Raw genomic sequence first — 17,934 nt, 5'->3', positions numbered from 1 at the left:
ACGCCGCTAGAGGTCAACAGCTTCTGTTGTGTGTTCATCTACGACAAACTCCTCATAAGGGGTATGGTGTGCCTTATGCATCCTCGAAAATCTTTGGAAGTAAAGCGACAGTGGGTGACCCTTCGCTGTTTTTGTTTGTTCGTCATGCTGAGCAGTCTGTTAGGCCCTCTTTGGGCAAGAGGGCAGGATCGCGTGGCCAACCTTGTGCGTAATGGAGGCTTCGAGGGGGGGAGTGGGCCGGATGGCAAAGGAGGCGGTGTGCCCGAATGGCTGCCTTACGGCCAGGGCTATGACATTGACCGACGATTTATGCATGGGGGAGAACAGTGCATCCGATGTGATAGCACCGATACGAGCAGCCTGCATGGGGCCATGCAGACAATCGAGCTCAACCAACAAAGTCCCGTTCCCATCGTTGTGGTTGGCTGGAGCCGTGCCGATTCAGTGGAGGGTAACAACCCAGCCGACTACGCGATCTATGTGGACCTAACCTATAACGATGGCACCCCGCTATGGGGGCAGGTTGCTGCCTTCTCGGCGGGAACACACGATTGGGAGCGAGAACAGCTCGTTATCTATCCGGAAAAGCCGGTAAAAAGCCTTACTCTCTATATGCTTTTTCGTTATCATCGAGGCACCGTCTGGTTTGATGACGTTTCTCTCTATCTGCTAAGAGGCCCGCATATTTTTGATGGCCAGCTGCTGGATGTGCCCACTCGCCCCCAGACAGCGGCTCCTTGGCAAACGCTGACGTCCGAGGATCGCTCTCTCTCACTGACCTTTGATGCTCGCGGTACGTTAGCTGCCGTGCGCGTGAGAGGAAGAAAGATGAATGGAGCTGCAGTAGGCGGGTTTCTACTGCGCGATGTTGGAAATGACGGCCCTTTAATTCCGCTGGAGGGCCGTTTTACTCCAAGACAGGCGGGTGGAGTGAACTTCAATGGGGTGGTTAGCGCTTTGCATGTTGTGTTCAGCATTGCGCTCTACCCTAAAGGAAATGGAATCGGGGTGGACGGCACCCTGATAGATAAGACCGGCCAAGACCGCGCCCTAAGTCTCTATCTCACGGTTCCCTTCGCTGGGTCTGACCTTGTGTGGGGAGAAGACATTCAGCGTGCGTTTCCTGTGGAGGCCGATGAGGAGTACGAAAACCAAGTGCAGATATCGGTAGGTACCACCGGAGGGCTTTCACGCTATCCCTTTGCCTGCGTAGCGGGGCGGGCGGGCGGTTTTATGATGGCGGAAGATATTCAATGGCCTGCCGTGTTTCGCATTTTCTATAACGCCCCTCATCATCTTCTTGTTATTGGGTGGGACGTGGCCCTCACCGGTAAAAGCCAAGTCTGGCCTACCCACACGGCACGTGTGCGCTGTGAGCTGTTCTCTCTGCCGCCCCTTCCCGTGGAACAGGTAGGGGGGAGGGAGCTCGCGTTGACCACCATGCCGTTTCGAGAGGCGGCGATGCAGTTTTATCGCGCCAACGCCCTCTTCTATCCGGAACAGCACAAACCTTACGGCATCTGGATGCCTTTTACCGCCCCGGAGAGTGTGGAGGGGTGGCCGGATTTCGGCTTTGCTTTTCATGAGGGCGACAACAGCATAAAACAGGATAACGCAGCAGGCATCCTCTGTTTTCGATATATCGAGCCCTCCTCTTACTGGATGCCCATGGCCGACAACCTTCCGCGCACCTATGAGGAGGCAATGAGTTTGATTCAGGCGCGGGCGAAAGAGGCCATGCCACCACGTCCTCTGGATGCGTTGCACGATCCAACGCCGCAGGAGTGGGCGCGGGCTGTTCTGAACAGCGGCGTGCAAGACTCGAATGGCCGTTTCTACGTGCAGTTCAGTAAGGTGCCTTGGAACGATGGGGCGCTCTTCATCTTAAATCCTAGCCCCGGTCTGCCGGCCACGCCCGAGCAGCCCACCAAGGCTTCGCTAAGCTATACTGTGGAGGGGGCCGATCGTCTCTTTGGCGCGGAAAACACGCAAAAAAACGGTCGGCTTGATGGCATCTATCTGGATTCTTTGGAGAGTTGGGCGGATACGTGCGACTATCGGCTGTCCGATCTGCAGGCGTGTCCTTACCCTTTAACGTTTGATAGCGGCTTCCGAAAACCCTGTGTGCCCCAGTGGTATTGGGTACACGACTTTACTCGTTTTATCAGTGCGGACTTGCACAACCGAGGGCGCCTGCTGATGGCCAATAGTACACCGGAACGCTTCTGCATTTTTGCACCGCTGCTGGATGTGATGGGTTCAGAAGTAAATTGGCTGTATGAGGGGCGCTTCTTCCCTGATTCCGACGCTCTCCTCTGTTATCGCAGGACTCTTTGCTATCAGAAGCCGTTTCTTATGCTGATGGACACTAACTTCGACCGCTTCGACCACAGCATGGTAGAGCAGTATTTTCAGCGTTGCCTCTTCTACGATCTGTTTCCAAGTATGTTCAGTGCGGATGCATCCACCCACCCCTATTGGGAGACGCCAAAGTGGTACAATCGAGATCGCGACCTGTTCAAGCGCTATATTCCCCTTTTTCAACAGCTGTCCGCAGCGGGTTGGCAACCCCTTACCTGGGCGATCGCAGATAATCCTTCGCTAAGAATCGAGCGCTACGGCGACCGTTTCTTCACCATCTCTAACACCACGGCGCGCCCTCAAGACGGCAGCGTGTATGTGTTTATCGCGCGGGTTCCCTCGTTGGCAGGTGCGCGCAAGGCGGTGGAACGTTTAGCTCAGAAGGAAATACCTCTTCAAAACCAAAACGGTGCGCTTCTCTTTCCAATAGCGCTAGGGCCGCATGCGACGGAGGTTGTGGAACTCCGCTAATTGAACCTTTTTGGCGGGAGACACGACAAAAGAAGATGAACAAAGCGAAGCAGTATTGACAGTCGGCGGCAAATCTGATACAATGCTGAAGACGTATCTAATAAATGAAGGATCGTGACGAGGTCGCAAGCCTCTCGTAGTGGGGTAGTGTGTCCGCAGATTACGGATTTGAGCAGGGAGTAGTCTAAGATGGCTGGAGCCTATCTCGGGCTGGATATAGGGTCGAAATATATTAAGGTCGTCGAGGCACGCGGCGGAGGTGGGCGTGTCGAGGTAACGGGCATGGCCATTGCGCCGACGCCTCCCGACACTTTTGATGGCGGGGTGATCCTCGATGCACAACGACTAGGACAGGCCATTCGTCAGATGCTGCGCGATGCCGGCATCGGCACAAAACAGGTGATCAGTGCGGCGGCGAGCAATACATCGGTGGTGGTTCGAGTCGTTGAGGTGCCGGCGGTATCCGACGATAAAGAGCTGGCCACGCAGATGCAGTGGGAGATAGAGCGCCAGATTCCTTTTGCTGCCGCCCAAACGATCATGGACTATGCCCGCATCGAGCGACCGGAGGGAGTTGACCCCTCGCAGCAGAACATAGAGGTGCTGCTGGCCGTAGCCCAGCAGGACTTCATCGATCAGCATGTTGAAGTGCTTTTTGCCGCCGGTCTTAACCCCAAAGCTATAGATGTGGTGCCGTTAGCCATGGGACGCGCTCTGCTCGATATCGGCGAGCCAGCGCAGTCGGCAGGACATACGGCTCTTATCGCAAACATCGGGGCGGGCACCACGGATATCGGCGTGTTTCGCGATAATCTTCCTGCGTTCCTGCGTACGCTGCCCGTTGGAGGAGATAACTTTACCCGTGCCATTGCCGAAGCCCTACAGGTAGATATGGATACGGCGGAGCGGTATAAACGAGACCTCGCCGAAGTGATGTTTGAGCAGCTGCCACAGACCGGTTTTGGGGTTTCAGGAGCGCTGCCTGGAGAGTCGGGAGGCTTTATAGATTTCACCGAGCCGCCGCCCATGTCGGCCTCTGGGCCGATCAGCTCTCCTTCAGGGCGAATGCCTTTCGATTTTTCCGGTGCCGCTACAGAATCCACTGAGTTCTCTTCGCCATCAGGCGGCTTGGCGCCCTCTTCAGAGGAGTTAGGAGGTGGTTCCGGTGGCTTGGCACCCTCCTCAGGCGAACTTGGGGGGGCATCTGGCGGCTTAGCCAATCCCTCACAGGAGTTGAACCCACCCTCCACTCCCTTCGATTTTAGCGCCCAACAGACGGAAGGGGAGGCACCGGGGTTTGTGCCTCCAGCATCGGATGTTCCGCCGGCTTTTGGCGAGGCGACGCCGCAACCTCAGGACGCCCTAAAAATTCAGATATTTAACGCGATAGCTCCCCATGTGACCGATCTTGTCCAGGAGCTGCGACGCTCTCTGGACTTCTATCGATCCCGTAGCGGCGATGCGCCCGTCCACGAAATTCTCCTGTGCGGCGGTATGGCGCGTCTGCCGAAACTGGCCGAGTTCATCGAGCACGAGCTCGGCATCTCGACCCGGGTAGTGAACCCACTGCGCCACGTACAGATAAGTATCAAAAAACAGAACTACGATATGGACGAGGTCGGCCCGCTTTTTGCCGTGAGCTTGGGGCTTGCTGCTTACGACCTGCTGCCGGAACCGGCCAAGCGAGGAAAGAAAAAGTAGTTTCGTGCCCACAGGAAACGGGTATGTTCCTAAAGAAATGCCTGTAGTAGGAGAAGCTTTGGAAGATGCTGCGCATCGATCTTTTACCACCCTATGTTCATGAGCGCCGTGCACGCCCTGTGTTCTTTGGCTTTGCAACGGCCCTAGTGGCTGCGGTCATCATCGCTTTTGTGGCTTGGTACATAGGCCTGAAGGGACAGCTTGACCAAGCAAAGCAACAGCTTGATAACGCCAATAACTTGCAGTCGCAATATCAGGACTATCAGTCGAAGGTACAGCAAGTAAACAGTAGTATCGCCGATATTAAGAGCAAACAAGACTTCATCGCGAGCGCTCAAAAATACAACGATTCATGGTGGAAAGCCTACACGGCCGTTGCATCGGATACGAGCCCCTACATTCTGCTCCATTCTATGGAAATAGATCCAAGAAATCATAACCTTGTGCACCTTACTGGCTTTTGCCCCAACGAAATGGAACTAGCCCGCTGGTGGATATTTTTGCGCAACGATACGGCAAAGTTTCAAAGCGTCTATATCACCATGCCGGCCCATCCCTATCCTCCGGAGGCTGCCAATGGCCAGAATGGGAATCAGGCCTACGGTGGCTTCGGTTCCTACGGCCCTCCGAAAGGCATGTATGGAGCGGGTGGATCCATGGGGCCCATGACAAGCTCTCCTATGTCCAGCTCTCCGTATGGGATGGGAGGAGGGCCTCCTGGCATGCCTCCTGGCATGCCCTACGGTATGTCGGGCATGCCAGGCTCACCGTACGGTGGGTATGGTACAGGGGGCGGTAGCCAGAATAATGGGGTTGCGACCCCCACCGAAATTGAGGGACGAAAAGGCCTCGATTTTTCTGCGGACTTGGTGCTACAAGATAGCTTAGCGCCGCCCGCAACACCGCCCACATGGCCGCCCGCAGCACAGGCAGGTGGAGCTGGCGCTGCCGGGTTTGGTGGTTACGGCATGCCGCCGGGTATGCCCGGTATGCCTGGGTTCGGACCAGGCGGCCCTATGGGGTCGCAACCGCCTACTGGTAGTAGGCCTGGAGGTGGAGCGACAGCGCCAGGTAGCTCGGATTAGGAGGGAGTCGATGCTGAGTAAACTCACGAAATGGCATATTTTGGGGATCGGAGTCGGGGTTGCGCTTGTACTGGGGATCGTTCTCTACTTTGCCCTCATTAACCCGATGCGCAACCGCATTAACGACACCAACTCGCAGATCGCCTCTGTTGAGCAGAATGGCGGTACCCAAGAGCAGGTAGAACAGGAAAAACGCTTGCTTGAGACCACGCAAAAGCAAGCGCTGCAGGCCCAAGAGTCGTGGCAGATCAACCAAGCACGCTATATGCCAGCCCTCCCGTTCCATAAGAACGATAATAGTAGCGACCTGATCGCGATCTATGCCTTACGCGGGTTCGATAAGATTCCGCAAGAGTGGGGCCGCTGGCTGCAACACTGGTATGACGCACAGATGAACGATGGGATTACCCTGCTGACCGTGTTTCAGATTCCAGCCTTCCCCACCGATCCAAACGCCATAGCGAACTACAGCAAAGGGATTACGCTGCCAGAGCAAGGGAAAAGTTGGACGGTAACCGTAATGTGTAAAAGCTTTCAGGCAGCTATGAACCACCTGAAACGAATCAATACCGATCTGCTAGGGCATGGTATGCCGGTTGTAGATAATGTGAGCTTAAAAGGGCAAAGTCCTGCGCTGATGTTGACCTACTCGCTGACTCTCTATATCATTCCTAATAATCCGCCACCGCCGCCGGATGCACGCCTGCAAGTGACTTCTGGCCAAAATGCGGCTGGAGGTATGGGCATGATGGGAGGAATGCCCTATGGTATGGGTATGAGCATGTATTCTGGAGCCGCGATGGGCGGCATGGGAGGACCAAAGGCCGGGAGGCCAATGCCTCCAACACCCAGTGGTGGGGCAGGCGGAACCTCTGCTGGTGCAGCAGAATGAGAAAAACAGGTATATCTATTGTGGGGAAAACGGAAATGAAAAGAGGCAGCCAACTCTGGGAACCTGCTGTTGGAAAGATCGCCCTCGTCGGCCTAGGATTGATCCTACTAGCCGGTTGCGGTGGAGGGCAATCGTCTTCGGATACCGGTGGGACTGCGGCAACGACACCGACAACAACTCCTCCTACCATGCCCGGTGGGATGGGTAAGTTTGGGCCCGGAGGGCCGGCGGCGGCGATGGGCGGAGCGCCTTTTGGTGGGATGGGTGGTGCTGCTCTTGGAAGACAGCAGACATCTGGTAGCACAGGAAATCAGCAGGTCGCATCGGTAATCACCGGAAAGTATCACCAAGACCCCTTCTTGGTAACCTGGAAGAAGAAGCCGTTGCCTCCCGATGTTTTCGCTGAGGTACAGCCGCTTCAGGTTGCTGATACCACCGTGCAAGCCCCACCTGAGAAACCGGTTGTTGTCCAGCAGGTGCCGGATAGGCGCGTTGCAGGTATTATGCGAGGCAACGGTATTTATGCTATTTTAGAGCAAAATGGCCAGAGCGAGATCGTAAAACCGGGAAGCCTTACCTCCGATAACTATCGTGTTCTGACCATTACCGATGATGCGGTGAAGCTTGAAAAGCGCGAAGGTAACCTTATTCTCGTGGAAAACGTCAAACTATCGGACCTTCAGACCGCGGCGCAAACGATGGGCACCACCCCCTATCCAGGATATAGGGGTTACCCAGGATATGGGGGCTACCCGGGCTACCCCGGCGCCCCGGGAGGAATGGGGCGGCCTGGTTTACCGCGCCCCGGTGCCCCTTCATTTGGCGGCGGTGGGGGAAATGTTCCCGGTGGTTCCGATTAGTATTAAGTACAATCTTTAGTGAGGAGGAATCCAGCGATGCTGGCAAAGAAGTGGACAATTGTGGCGTTGAGTGGGCTGTTGGCGTTGGGTTTGGCAACCGTGCCGGCACACTGTTATGCGCAGGGAGACCAAGGTGGCACCACAACCGGTGCAGCTGCCGATCAAAACGCGAATAAACCCGTGACTTTAGACTTGGAAGATGTTGATCTGTATACGGCCCTGAAGCTGCTGTTCCGCCAAACTGGAGCTGACTACACTCTCGATCCAAACCTGCGGGGTATTCGTGTTACTCTGCATCTACGAGATAAGCCCTTCACAACCGCTCTAGATGCATTGCTAAGAGCCGCCGGCGATAACCCTCCGCTTACTTACACCTATCAGGATGGCATCTATAGCATCATTCCGAAGGTTGAAAATGAGAACACAAGTACGACCACAGAAACAACAACCGAAGAGAATAATCCTACAGGTTACCAACTGCCCGTGAAGCTGCAGGGCGCGTCGGATTTCATTATGAGCTCCGATTTCTTCGCCGGCCTGTTCGGTGCCCGCAGTTTCAGCGCGCTGGGCTATTCGGTCCAGCCCGGACTGGTTATGCGACCTAACCCCGTTGGTGGTGGCGGCTTCGGCGGTGGTTTTGGCGGCGGCCTAGGCGGCTTCGGTGGTGGCATGATGGGCGGCTTTGGTGGCCTAGGTGGTTTTGGCGGCGGCCTAGGCGGCTTCGGTGGTGGCATGATGGGCGGCTTTGGTGGCCTAGGTGGTTTTGGCGGCATCGGTGGCGGCCTAGGTGGCTTTGGTGGTGGCGGCTTCGGCGGCATCGGTGGTGGGGGCTATATCCCCTAGGCAACTCCACAGCCACAAAGCTTACGACCAAATTTGGAGGAGAGGTGTCCTAATCTCCTCTCCTCCTTCATGATCTCCCTGGAATATTAGTGGAATATTAGGAAGGGAGCCATCGCCGATAGACTATGTCGCAAAAGATTTTTTTCTTGTACCTCGAGTAAAGCAGGAAAAGGAAACTCCTGTGTCGAAATAAAAACTTCAGAAATTCCGCATAAACGCTATCGCCGCAGATCTCCACACCTTCATGCGGCGGTACTATGTCTCAAGGGGGGCATTTAGCATGAGCTTGCACAGGCAAGTGCGACCAAGAATCACTCTCTCCGTCGCTGCGGTGTTGGGAGCGACGTTTTTGTGTGGAGGTGGATGCATTGTAAAGGCCCAGTCGGTGCCCAACGATGATGGAGCCTCCACCCAAGTGACGCTTCCACCCGGCTCCGACACCGAATCGCGGATCACCTTCCAGGTTCAGAATGTTACATTAGAATCCGCCGTTAACCTCTTGGAAAAAGAGACCGGGCTCCAAGTGGTGCTCACTACAGACCCAGAACGGCCTTTCTCGCCTGTCAACGTCAGTTTAGTAAAACAGCCTATAGACGTGATCATGAAGGCGATAGCACAATCCGCCGGCGCCGATCTATGGGTTGAAGACGGTATCTACCATATTGGGCCGAAAGGGAGCGCGCCAAAGCCTAAGAAGGAAGAGACAACACAACCGGTGTTACCTCCTCAGCCGGAGGAAAAGCACATCGTTAAAATTAAACTTCAGTACACGGCGCCTTCCACCATCCTACGTATTCTCGGCATCAACAATCCTGATGAACCCGACTTTTTAGAGTACGTGCGTCGGCTAGGGTTAAAATACCTTCTCCACCAAGAGATGCCAGACTACTCCAGTCCCGTGCCTTCCGGCAATCGGCCGGTGTTCATCACACCCTATGGACCCGCTGTTTCTGTAGGTCCCTCGGCGCCCATTCAGGGCTATAACGGAACGGCCGATTTCACGCCTCCTGCCGTAAGTAACATGCCACTCACAAGCGATCAGAGCGCCCATCGCAGCGATGACAGCGATTTCTTCGGGCGTGGGCAAGGATTCCCTGGCGGTGGATTCCCCGGTGGTGGATTCCCCGGTGGAGGCCAGTTTGGACCGGGAGGTCAGTTTGGTGCTGGGGGGCAAGCTCCTGGCGCTCCCGGTGCTCCCGGCGCTCCCGGTGCGGGTGGCCAGATTGGCACCGGTGGAAACCTCTCTAACCTCTTGCCAAACGGTATGACGCCTGGCGACATTAGCGCCCTTGATGCAGATAACTCCCTGTTGGTACGTGGTACTCCAGCGCAAATTCAGGAGCTACGTCAGCTTATCCGCTTGTTGGATGTAAAGCCAAAACAGATTCTGATAAGCGCACAGTTTGTTACCGTTACCGAAAATGCGCTAAATGCCTTCGGCATTAACTGGAGTTTGGCGAAGGGGCAGTTTATCAGTGGAGCCAACCTCAACTTCTCGGCGTCGAACACGGCTTTCATTCAGTACGCAGCTGGTAATGTTCAAACGCAGTTGAGCTGGATACTGACCCAAGGACAAGGTAAGGTCTTGACCTCGCCAACAGCAAGTACGCTGAATGGGGTTCCCGCCGTTTTCGAAAATGTGCAAGAGGTGCCTGTTATTACGCAAACGCCGGTGATTGGGCCAAATGGTACCGTTGTGGTTACCACATCTTACACGCTTTTCCCCGTCACCGTCGAGCTTATTGTGACGCCCTACATCAATAACGATAACTCCATCACGCTGCTAGGACAGCTCGTCTCCTCCAACATTCTTGGTTCCGTTACGAACCCTGCTGGTGGAAGTATTCCGATTATTGGCTTTCAACAGGCCATCGTTACCCGAATCGTCTACAATGGCCAATCTATGGTTATCAACGGGCTTACCAACAAACAAGACAACACCTCCATCAGCAAGGTGCCGCTGCTAGGAGATCTTCCACTCATTGGAACGCTCTTTCGCTCGCGCTCCACTACCAACAATGATTCGGACCTTCTGGTGTTCATTACACCAAAAATCATTCCGGATAACCCCCCGGCCATTCAAGCGCTTAACGGGGCCGTTCCTACGGAGCAAGGTGGAGCGGCTACAGGAGGAGCAGGTGGCTTGCTGCCATAAACCCGGTAGTTCTAAAAAACTTGAAAGCCGGAGAGGACACTCTCCGGCTTTCGCGCGTATACAGGCAAAAGGAGGGTTTGTTAGGTCGTCTCTTTGGGCGTTCGGGAACTACGGTGAACCTTTGCATGACGTGGTATCACGGTGATGCTGCCGTTGACTTCCATAATCGCATACTTCGCCTCGCTTACGTCTGCTATGCCACGTGCGCGCAACGCTTGCAATATGTCTTCGTGGGTTAAACCCACTCGCCGAAGATTCTCTTCCACAAAACGACCCTGATTCACCAACGTGATCGGATCACCGTTAATTTCGCGATTGAGTGGGGCAATGCGATGAACGATCCATGCAGCTAGACGATTGAGCAGTAAAAGCGTTGCCGAGCAGACAAGGCCTGCCGCCAAACTTGTATCCCCATTGACCATAGCGGTTTCTACCGCACTACCGAGTAAAATAAGAACAACGAGGTCAATGACGCTAAGCTGTCCTATTTGATGCCGACCAGCGATGCGTAGCGCAATCATCAAAAAAAGATAGATGACAACAGTGTGCTCTATAACGGGTAGTAGCTCTGAAATGAGTTTCGGCATGCTTTCGATGACGCTCTTATGTTTGTTGCGTACTAATATACTCGAAAAGAGGCACAAAGACAAACTCTCAGATGTGCACAGAACGATAGGGGTATATCTTTATGATCAAGTGGCTTGTGGATGTGTTCTCGCACCCCGACCTTTACGGGTGCTTAGTTATCGCCGGTAAAACCACCGTCATCTATTTCTTTCTTGTGATCGGTTTGCGCCTAATGGGCAAGCGCGAGCTTGGTCAGATGAATATCTACGACCTTGTGCTGATCATCGTTCTTGCTAACGCTGTGCAAAACGCGATGGTCGGCAACGATAACTCTCTACTAGGCGGCATTGTGGCAGCGACAACGTTGCTGTTTTGGAATAGGCTTTTCACTCTCTTAATGGCGCGCTCGGCGAAGTTAGAGCACCATCTGGTTGGAGAACCTACCCTTTTAGTGAATGACGGTGAGTTTGTAGAAGGACATCTTAAAAGGGAGGGAATAACCCATGAACAGGTGATGGCGGCACTTCGCGAGCACGGCATTGAGAGCCTCGAGGAGGTTCACATGGCCGTTTTGGAGGTGGATGGTACGATCAGTGTGGTGCCGAACAGGTCGGTTGTGCATAAAACGCGTAGACATTATAAAGCTTTGCGACTGCCTTAAAGAGGGGGAGATCAGATGACACCTGCCTATCGCTACTTTCTTAGCTTGTTAGCTGCCCGTACCCTCGTAGTAGCGCTGTTTCTCATTATTGGATTGAGATTGGTTGGAAAGCGAAGTTTTGGACAGTACAACATCTACGATCTTGCGATGATCATGGCGGTGGCCAATGCGGTACAAAATGCTATGACACATGGCGCAGGGGACCTTTCTGCCGGCATCGTCTGCTCTGGAACGTTGATCTTGTTAGGATGGTTGTTTGCTAAACTATTTGCTCATTTGCCCAAATTGGAGGCGCGTATTGTTGGCGTTCCTACTCCATTGATTTTAAATGGAGAGGTACTGCAACAGAACATGCGCCGAGAGAAGGTTACCGAAGCGGAGTTGTTGGCTGCAATTCGCCAGCACGGTCTGGAGGGTTTCGAGGAGGTGCGATTAGCTCAACTGGAGGTAGATGGCTCGATAAGCGTCGTGCCGGTGAAGGGAATAGAGGTAGGTTGATCAGCTTTCAAGCGCGCGCAACCGAAGGAGATTGAGAGCTGTTTGCGTAGCGCGATGGCGTACAATGGCGCGCGAACCGATAAACTCACACCGTTCCACAATAGGGGCTCGACCTCGTTGGCTGAGCCCAATGTAGACTAACCCAACAGGCTTTTCCGGCGTACCGCCCTCTGGCCCTGCAATGCCTGTGATGCCGATGCCGTAGGTGGTGCCAAAGCGTTGTTGCGCGCCCTCCGCCATAGAGCGGGCCACCTCTTCGCTGACGGCACCGAATCGCGCAAGCAGCGCAGAATCTACCCCAAGAAAATCCGTCTTTGCCGCATTGCTATAGGCAACAATACCACCCAAAAATACTTTGGAGCTACCGGGCACGTCGGTTATTCGGCTCGAAAGCAGCCCGCCCGTGCAGCTCTCACCGGTAGCGACCGTCTGTTGTTTTTGTTGGAGGAGACTCACAACGACCTGTTCTAGAGTCTCCTCATTTTCACCATAGATGGCATGACCAAGACGCTGGCGAATAAGAGCCGCTCGATCAGAGATAATGCGGTCGGCCTCAGCAGGGGTTTCGGCAAAAGCGGTGATACGTAGATGCACTTCGCCAACCTTGGCATAGGGAGCAACGGTCGGGTTGGCATCCTGCATAAGGTCTTTAATGCGATCTTCGGCAAAGCTCTCGCCAACACCGACCACTCGTAACACCAACGAGCGAATAACGCCCTTGCCTCCCGTGCGTGTGCGGAGATAGGGCACCACAAAATCGTTGACCATTGGGATGAATTCGTTAGGAGGGCCGGGCAGTGCGATGGCGATCTTGCCGTTTCTACCCTCAAACAGCAGCCCGGGGGCCGTTCCGTTGGGATTAGGGATTGCGCGACCGGCGCTTGGTACCAAGGCTTGGCGCAGGTTGCTTTCCAAGATGGGCATGCCGCGCTGTTCAAAGAAGCGGCGGAGCTGAGCGGCGATCTGCTCATCCGGATGAAGGGTATCGCCCATGGCTTCGGCCAGAACGTCGCGGGTGATGTCATCCATGGTAGGGCCAAGGCCGCCAATAGTAAACACCACGTCGGAGGAGGTCAACGCCTCTGTTAAGGCTGCGAGAAGTCGCTCTCGATTGTCTCCCACCGTAACACGACGGTAGAGGGCAATGCCCAGTTCAGACAGTACGCGAGCAAGATAGGCCGCGTTCGTATCCACAATTTGGCCAAGTAGTAGCTCGGTACCAACGGAGACGATCTCTGCACGCACTTCTCACTCTCTCCTTAGGGCCCTTGGGGTGGGCCAAGATGCCATTGGGTGATGAATCGGGTCTGTTCTCCAGGGCGAAGCTCCACGATAGGAGCGAGTAGCTCCATTTCCATATAGGGAGCAGCATCCGGATTGGAATAGACCTCCATAGTGCAACCACCATCAGGGTAAGTGCCCTTTAAAAGTTTCGCTGTTAAAGACACCGTGTAGCCCGAAACAAGGGCACGAAGCAGAATATCCGGCGCATCAGAGCCTACTTTATAGCTCATGGTGTGGGAGCGAGAAAGAACAAGTTGTCCATGAATGCGGTCTACAGGAGGGAGGGCATCCGACATCTTCAAATAGCCTTCGGCGAAGTGGCCGGAGATATTAGTAGGTAGATAGACGCGCAGCGGATCGTTCGCCTGGAAAATCTCCCAAATAGCCCACTTAACCGGCTTTGAGGAAGTATTGATCATGATGTTGACGAGGGTAACTTCATCGCCTTTGGGGGCGAGGGCGATTTCACGCTCGAAGCGGATGCCGCTTTGCGGGCTGGCTTGGCCTATAACAAGAAGGTGATGGTTAGGCAGCACCCGTACGGTTTGGGGAGCCGAGTCGAGATAAGGATCGGGAGGCCAATTCCACACCGACTGGGGAGCTGGCCAGAGCTTATCGCCGCCGAAGTTAGGCCACTCCTTGGCTGCGGCCTCAAGAGAGGCTGTTTTGCCAAGCATCGTGGGGTTATTCCACAGCATATTGGGGCCTCCAACCGGCCCGTAGCGCATGATGCGCCCGATTTGAGGTACAACCACAAGCTCCACGTCTCCATTGCTAAGTTGGTAAGCGTTTTGCCAGCCTGCATAGGTTATCTGACGGACGCTGACATCGCAGTAGGCCGAGGCGGAGGCCATGAAAAACAGAAGCAAAAAGACACCGAACTCGCGATAGAGACTTCGCATAGCTTGTCGCACCTGTAAAAGATAATGAAATGATAGCTCTATAAAACAGCCGCTGACGATCGCTTAAAGCACCGTCAGCGGCTAGGTTGCGAGCAAAAGATTACTGTCGCATGAGGGATTCGGAGCCGAGATGGCGCAGCTTCTTCAGGGCACGTAGCTCTATTTGGCGTACCCGTTCACGCGTAACATGCAGTCGCATTCCCACCTCTTCAAGGGTACGTGCATAGCCATCGTCGAGGCCATAACGCATCCGTAGCACCTCTTTCTCCCTCGGAGTAAGCTTATTGAGAACTTCCTCGATCTGCTCTCTTCGGATGAGGTTTAGCGTGGCTTCAGAGGGAGAAACCGCCGTCTGCGACTGAATGAAGTCGGCAAGTTGGCTGTTATCCTTTTCGCCGACGGGGGTTTCCAAAGAGAGAGGCTCAAGGGCGATGCGCATGATCTCGTTCACGCGCTCAACCGGAATCTCAAGCTCACGTGCGATCTCCTCCACGGTGGGATCGCGCATAAGCTGTTGACGGAGTCGGCTCGACGCCTTGACGATTTTATGAATGATCTCCGCAACGTAGACGGGAATGCGAATGGTGCGCCCTTGGTTAATGATGGCGCGCGCGATGGCGCGGCGTATCCACCAGGTGGCATAGGTGCTGAATCGGTAGCCTTTATCCGGGTCGAACTTTTCGACCGCACGGATAAGGCCGATGTTCCCCTCTTGAATGAGGTCGGGTAGGGGGATTCCGCGAACGCTGTACTTTTTAGCGATGGAGACGACCAGGCGCAGATTGGCTTCTGTCAGTTTATCTTTGGCCTGCTTGTCGCCTCGTTGCACGGCGCGCGCTAGCTGAACCTCTTCTTCTGCAGTCAGCAACTGCGCACCACGTGCGCGGCTCATCCAAAGTTGCACGGTTTCATCGTGATGCAAGGTCTCTTCGACCGGATCGAGCGCAACACCGACCTCTTGATCGACTAGGTGAGGGGCAGGAATGGCTTCGGTCTCTTCCTCATCCGGGAAGAGGGGATCGGTTTTTGCAATCGCCTTTTCCGAGTCGTAAAGCCGAATTAGCTCATCGTTAGGCTCACGCTCCAAGGCATCCTCTTCGGAAAACAGCTCTTCGGTATCGTTGGGGCGGGCAGACGATTCTTGCGAAACGGAGGCATCCGATCGCACCGGAACAACAGCGTAATCATTCATTGAGGCCACTCCTCGCTAGGTTCCTTTCACTCTCTCTACGGCACGCTTGTCGAAAAAGAATGTGCATTTTTTCACAGAACGACTTCAGCGCATTCATGCTTTCAGAAGCACCGGAAAAACGTAACTACTGTGTTACCCTTATAGAGGGAAACGCTACTTTAGGCGCCCTTTTCCACGACGCCAATCCAAGTATGAGAACGTTCTTTAGGGTAAAGCATTCCACCCTATAAAACAGCCCTCATACACTCATACGATTCGGTTTCATGGGTATTCCGAGCGACCCTACTCCGAACCTATTTTGTATTATAAAGCATCTTAGGCCATTTGTCAAGTTATTTTTTAGGCCTTCCTCGCGCCATCTTGATTACGGTTGCGTTAAAGCGCACAGTTCCCAACGCTTGAAAGCTGTAACAAAGAAGACATCCATTTGCGACGTACCCTAGGTTTGCACGCGCTGTTTTTGACGTAGGGCTCCTACGGCCTTCTGGAGGACATGCAAACAGTACTCCAATGCCTCTTCGGTGGTAGCGCGACCTAGGCTGAGGCGTAGAGCGCCGCGTAGGCGATCGGGCGGCACGCCGATAGCCTGTAGCACATGGCTGGGCTCATGAGAGCCTGCCGAGCAGGCCGCGCCAGCCGAAGCGCAGATTCCTTCGGCATCCAAACTCAACAGTAGCGATTCGCCTTCAATGCCTTTAAAGCAGAAGTGAACGTTATTAGGCAAGCGGTATTGGCGATGGCCGGTGAGTGTGGCTTCAGGAATGGCCTGTTCAACCGCCGCGATAAAGTGGTCACGAAGCCGTTGGAGCCTTGCGCTCTCTCCCTCACGCTGTTCCATTACCATAGTCACGGCTTTGCCCAACCCCACAATGCCGGGCACGTTGAGGGTGCCACCGCGTCGTCCATTCTCTTGTCCGCCGCCTTTTTGATACGGCTCGAAAGGGATACCCGATCGCACATAGAGGACGCCGATGCCTTTAGGGCCATAAAATTTATGGGCGGTAAGGCTCAGGAGATCGATGTTCATTTTGCGCACATCTATAGGTAGATAGCCGAAGCTTTGTACGGCGTCGGTATGAAACAGCACTCCCTTTTCCCGGCAGATCGCCCCAATGGCCTCAATGGGCTGCACGGTGCCGATCTCGTTGTTAGCGTGCATGACGCTGACCAGGACGGTATCGTTACGAATGCGACGCGCGACCTCTTCAGGAGCAACGAGGCCTTCTGAGGAAACGGGCAGCATCTCTATTTCCCATCCGCGCTGTGCAAGGTACTGGAGCGGTTCGAGAACGGCATGGTGCTCGATGGGGCTTGAAAGGATATGGCGTCCGCGGTTTTCAAGAGCGTAGGCAACCCCATAGATGGCTGCGTTATCCGATTCGGTGCCGCCTGAAGTAAACACGATCTCGTCAGGGTAAGCGTGAATGGCTTCAGCCACGATCCCCCGCGCCTCCTCCACCGCATGGCGTGCCTCGATCCCTAGTGCATGGGCGGCGGAGGGGTTCGCGTAGGTTTGGACCAGGAAAGGCATCATGGCCTCTGCGACTTCGGGAAGGACGGGAGTTGTGGCAGCATGGTCGAGGTAGATCGGCAGTTGCATGGTTCTTAGCCTCGTTCCGCATAGAAGCGATTCATGTGGCGAGCCAGCTGGAGGTCAAGTTCGGTGACACCTCCGGCATCATGGGTGCTGAGCGCCACATTCACGGTGTTGTAAACGTTAGACCAGTCGGGGTGGTGGTCCATTTTTTCGGCCATAAGGGCCACGCGGCTCATGAACCCCCAGGCCTGAGAGAAATCGGTAAATTTGAAGGTGCGCTGTAACTTATCGTCTTGATAGCGCCACTCAGGTAACTCCGCAAGAGCCTGTTGAATCTGCGCTTCGGTCAGTTTAGCAGGTCGCGCCATGGTAGTTGCGCTCTCCTTTCAGGAATTTTCTTCTTTTTGGGGAGCTGAGGAGGTATCGAACTCAAGCAGCTCGAAACGACGCAAGGTGGGATCGAGAGCTTCACAAAGGGTTTTGTAGGAGAGGTCGAGCTTTTTACGGAGGTCGCGTGCAATGGCCTCTTCTGGCGAGCCGGGAGGAAAGCGAGCTGGGTTGGCGCGTTCGGCGTAGCGTTTATAGGCCGCTTGCACGGCCGTTAGATCGGCACCGGGCTGCAGACCGAGCAGACGATAGTGGTAGTAGAGCGGATCGGTTTCTGCAGCTGGCGAGGTCGCTTTCTGGGGAGAGCGTGGGGTCGATGAGGAAAAAGCAGGCGAAGCGGGAGGAGGGGAATGGAGAGCCGCGTCGAGCTCCTCTGCGGCAAGCTCTTCGGGACTACGAAGGGAGTCGCTCGTGCGCTCTTCTTCCACACGATCGAACCACTCCTTTAATTCGTTTAGCTTGCTACGTGCAATGCGATAGAGGCGATTTGATAAACTCATGAACGCTATTGGCTTTCAGGCTCCTCGAAATAGGCAGA

At 54.6% G+C, this 17,934-nt stretch carries 16 protein-coding genes; 9 read left to right on the top strand and 7 right to left on the bottom strand.

Features of this window, described 5'->3' with window-relative positions; all coding sequences use genetic code 11:
- Positions 1 to 75 precede the first annotated feature (75 nt).
- From CCALI_RS06435 to CCALI_RS06405, 7 genes are all read left to right on the top strand, one after another.
- Positions 76 to 2,832, top strand: coding sequence for a hypothetical protein (locus CCALI_RS06435; RefSeq protein ID WP_016482665.1), 2,757 nt, complete (start codon positions 76 to 78; stop codon positions 2,830 to 2,832).
- A 189-nt stretch (positions 2,833 to 3,021) separates the two neighbouring features.
- Complete coding sequence (pilM, locus tag CCALI_RS06430; RefSeq protein ID WP_016482664.1) at positions 3,022 to 4,533, top strand: type IV pilus assembly protein PilM; 1,512 nt, start codon at positions 3,022 to 3,024, stop codon at positions 4,531 to 4,533.
- 65 nt (positions 4,534 to 4,598) lie between these two features.
- Positions 4,599 to 5,618 carry a PilN domain-containing protein gene (locus CCALI_RS06425; RefSeq protein WP_016482663.1) on the top strand — a complete coding sequence of 340 codons (1,020 nt, stop codon included), beginning with the start codon at positions 4,599 to 4,601 and terminating at the stop codon, positions 5,616 to 5,618.
- A 10-nt stretch (positions 5,619 to 5,628) separates the two neighbouring features.
- Positions 5,629 to 6,510, top strand: coding sequence for a hypothetical protein (locus tag CCALI_RS06420; RefSeq protein WP_016482662.1), 882 nt, complete (start codon positions 5,629 to 5,631; stop codon positions 6,508 to 6,510).
- Between the two features lie 35 nt (positions 6,511 to 6,545).
- The gene (locus CCALI_RS06415) at positions 6,546 to 7,370 is read left to right on the top strand and encodes a hypothetical protein (protein ID WP_044948947.1); all 825 of its coding nucleotides are present in this window, start codon (positions 6,546 to 6,548) and stop codon (positions 7,368 to 7,370) included.
- A 36-nt stretch (positions 7,371 to 7,406) separates the two neighbouring features.
- Complete coding sequence (locus CCALI_RS16460) at positions 7,407 to 8,213, top strand: STN domain-containing protein (RefSeq protein ID WP_016482660.1); 807 nt, start codon at positions 7,407 to 7,409, stop codon at positions 8,211 to 8,213.
- Between the two features lie 280 nt (positions 8,214 to 8,493).
- On the top strand, positions 8,494 to 10,368 hold the full coding sequence (locus tag CCALI_RS06405; RefSeq protein WP_016482659.1) for a type II secretion system protein GspD: 1,875 nt from the start codon (positions 8,494 to 8,496) through the stop codon (positions 10,366 to 10,368).
- 80 nt (positions 10,369 to 10,448) lie between these two features.
- On the opposite strand, the gene CCALI_RS06400 is transcribed toward CCALI_RS06405, so the two are convergent.
- Positions 10,449 to 10,955 (bottom strand): DUF421 domain-containing protein, encoded by a 507-nt coding sequence (locus CCALI_RS06400; RefSeq protein ID WP_016482658.1) that lies wholly within the window; start codon positions 10,953 to 10,955, stop codon positions 10,449 to 10,451.
- 101 nt (positions 10,956 to 11,056) lie between these two features.
- Between CCALI_RS06400 and CCALI_RS06395 the strand changes: the two genes are divergently transcribed.
- Positions 11,057 to 11,596 (top strand): DUF421 domain-containing protein, encoded by a 540-nt coding sequence (locus CCALI_RS06395; protein ID WP_016482657.1) that lies wholly within the window; start codon positions 11,057 to 11,059, stop codon positions 11,594 to 11,596.
- A 15-nt stretch (positions 11,597 to 11,611) separates the two neighbouring features.
- Complete coding sequence (locus CCALI_RS06390; RefSeq protein WP_016482656.1) at positions 11,612 to 12,094, top strand: DUF421 domain-containing protein; 483 nt, start codon at positions 11,612 to 11,614, stop codon at positions 12,092 to 12,094.
- Here CCALI_RS06390 and CCALI_RS06385 read toward each other — a convergent pair whose 3' ends face one another.
- The 6 genes from CCALI_RS06385 to CCALI_RS06360 form a co-directional block, all read right to left on the bottom strand.
- Complete coding sequence (locus CCALI_RS06385) at positions 12,095 to 13,339, bottom strand: competence/damage-inducible protein A (protein WP_016482655.1); 1,245 nt, start codon at positions 13,337 to 13,339, stop codon at positions 12,095 to 12,097. It lies immediately after the preceding gene.
- Between the two features lie 14 nt (positions 13,340 to 13,353).
- Positions 13,354 to 14,280 (bottom strand): DUF4380 domain-containing protein, encoded by a 927-nt coding sequence (locus CCALI_RS06380; RefSeq protein ID WP_016482654.1) that lies wholly within the window; start codon positions 14,278 to 14,280, stop codon positions 13,354 to 13,356.
- Between the two features lie 100 nt (positions 14,281 to 14,380).
- Positions 14,381 to 15,472, bottom strand: coding sequence for a sigma-70 family RNA polymerase sigma factor (locus CCALI_RS06375; protein ID WP_016482653.1), 1,092 nt, complete (start codon positions 15,470 to 15,472; stop codon positions 14,381 to 14,383).
- Positions 15,473 to 15,911: 439 nt separating this feature from the next.
- Entirely contained in the window at positions 15,912 to 17,072 is a 1,161-nt protein-coding gene (locus tag CCALI_RS06370) for a cysteine desulfurase family protein (RefSeq protein ID WP_016482652.1), read from the bottom strand.
- A gap of 5 nt (positions 17,073 to 17,077) precedes the next feature.
- On the bottom strand, positions 17,078 to 17,377 hold the full coding sequence (locus CCALI_RS06365) for a 4a-hydroxytetrahydrobiopterin dehydratase (RefSeq protein WP_016482651.1): 300 nt from the start codon (positions 17,375 to 17,377) through the stop codon (positions 17,078 to 17,080).
- 18 nt (positions 17,378 to 17,395) lie between these two features.
- A complete protein-coding gene (locus tag CCALI_RS06360; protein ID WP_016482650.1) occupies positions 17,396 to 17,896 on the bottom strand; it encodes a hypothetical protein in 501 nt (166 codons plus the stop codon).
- Positions 17,897 to 17,934 lie beyond the last annotated feature (38 nt).

The sequence above is a fragment of the Chthonomonas calidirosea T49 genome, from assembly GCF_000427095.1.
Lineage (GTDB): Bacteria > Armatimonadota > Chthonomonadetes > Chthonomonadales > Chthonomonadaceae > Chthonomonas > Chthonomonas calidirosea.
Note: the sequence above shows the minus strand (reverse complement) of the source record. Positions and strands in the feature narration are given on the sequence as shown.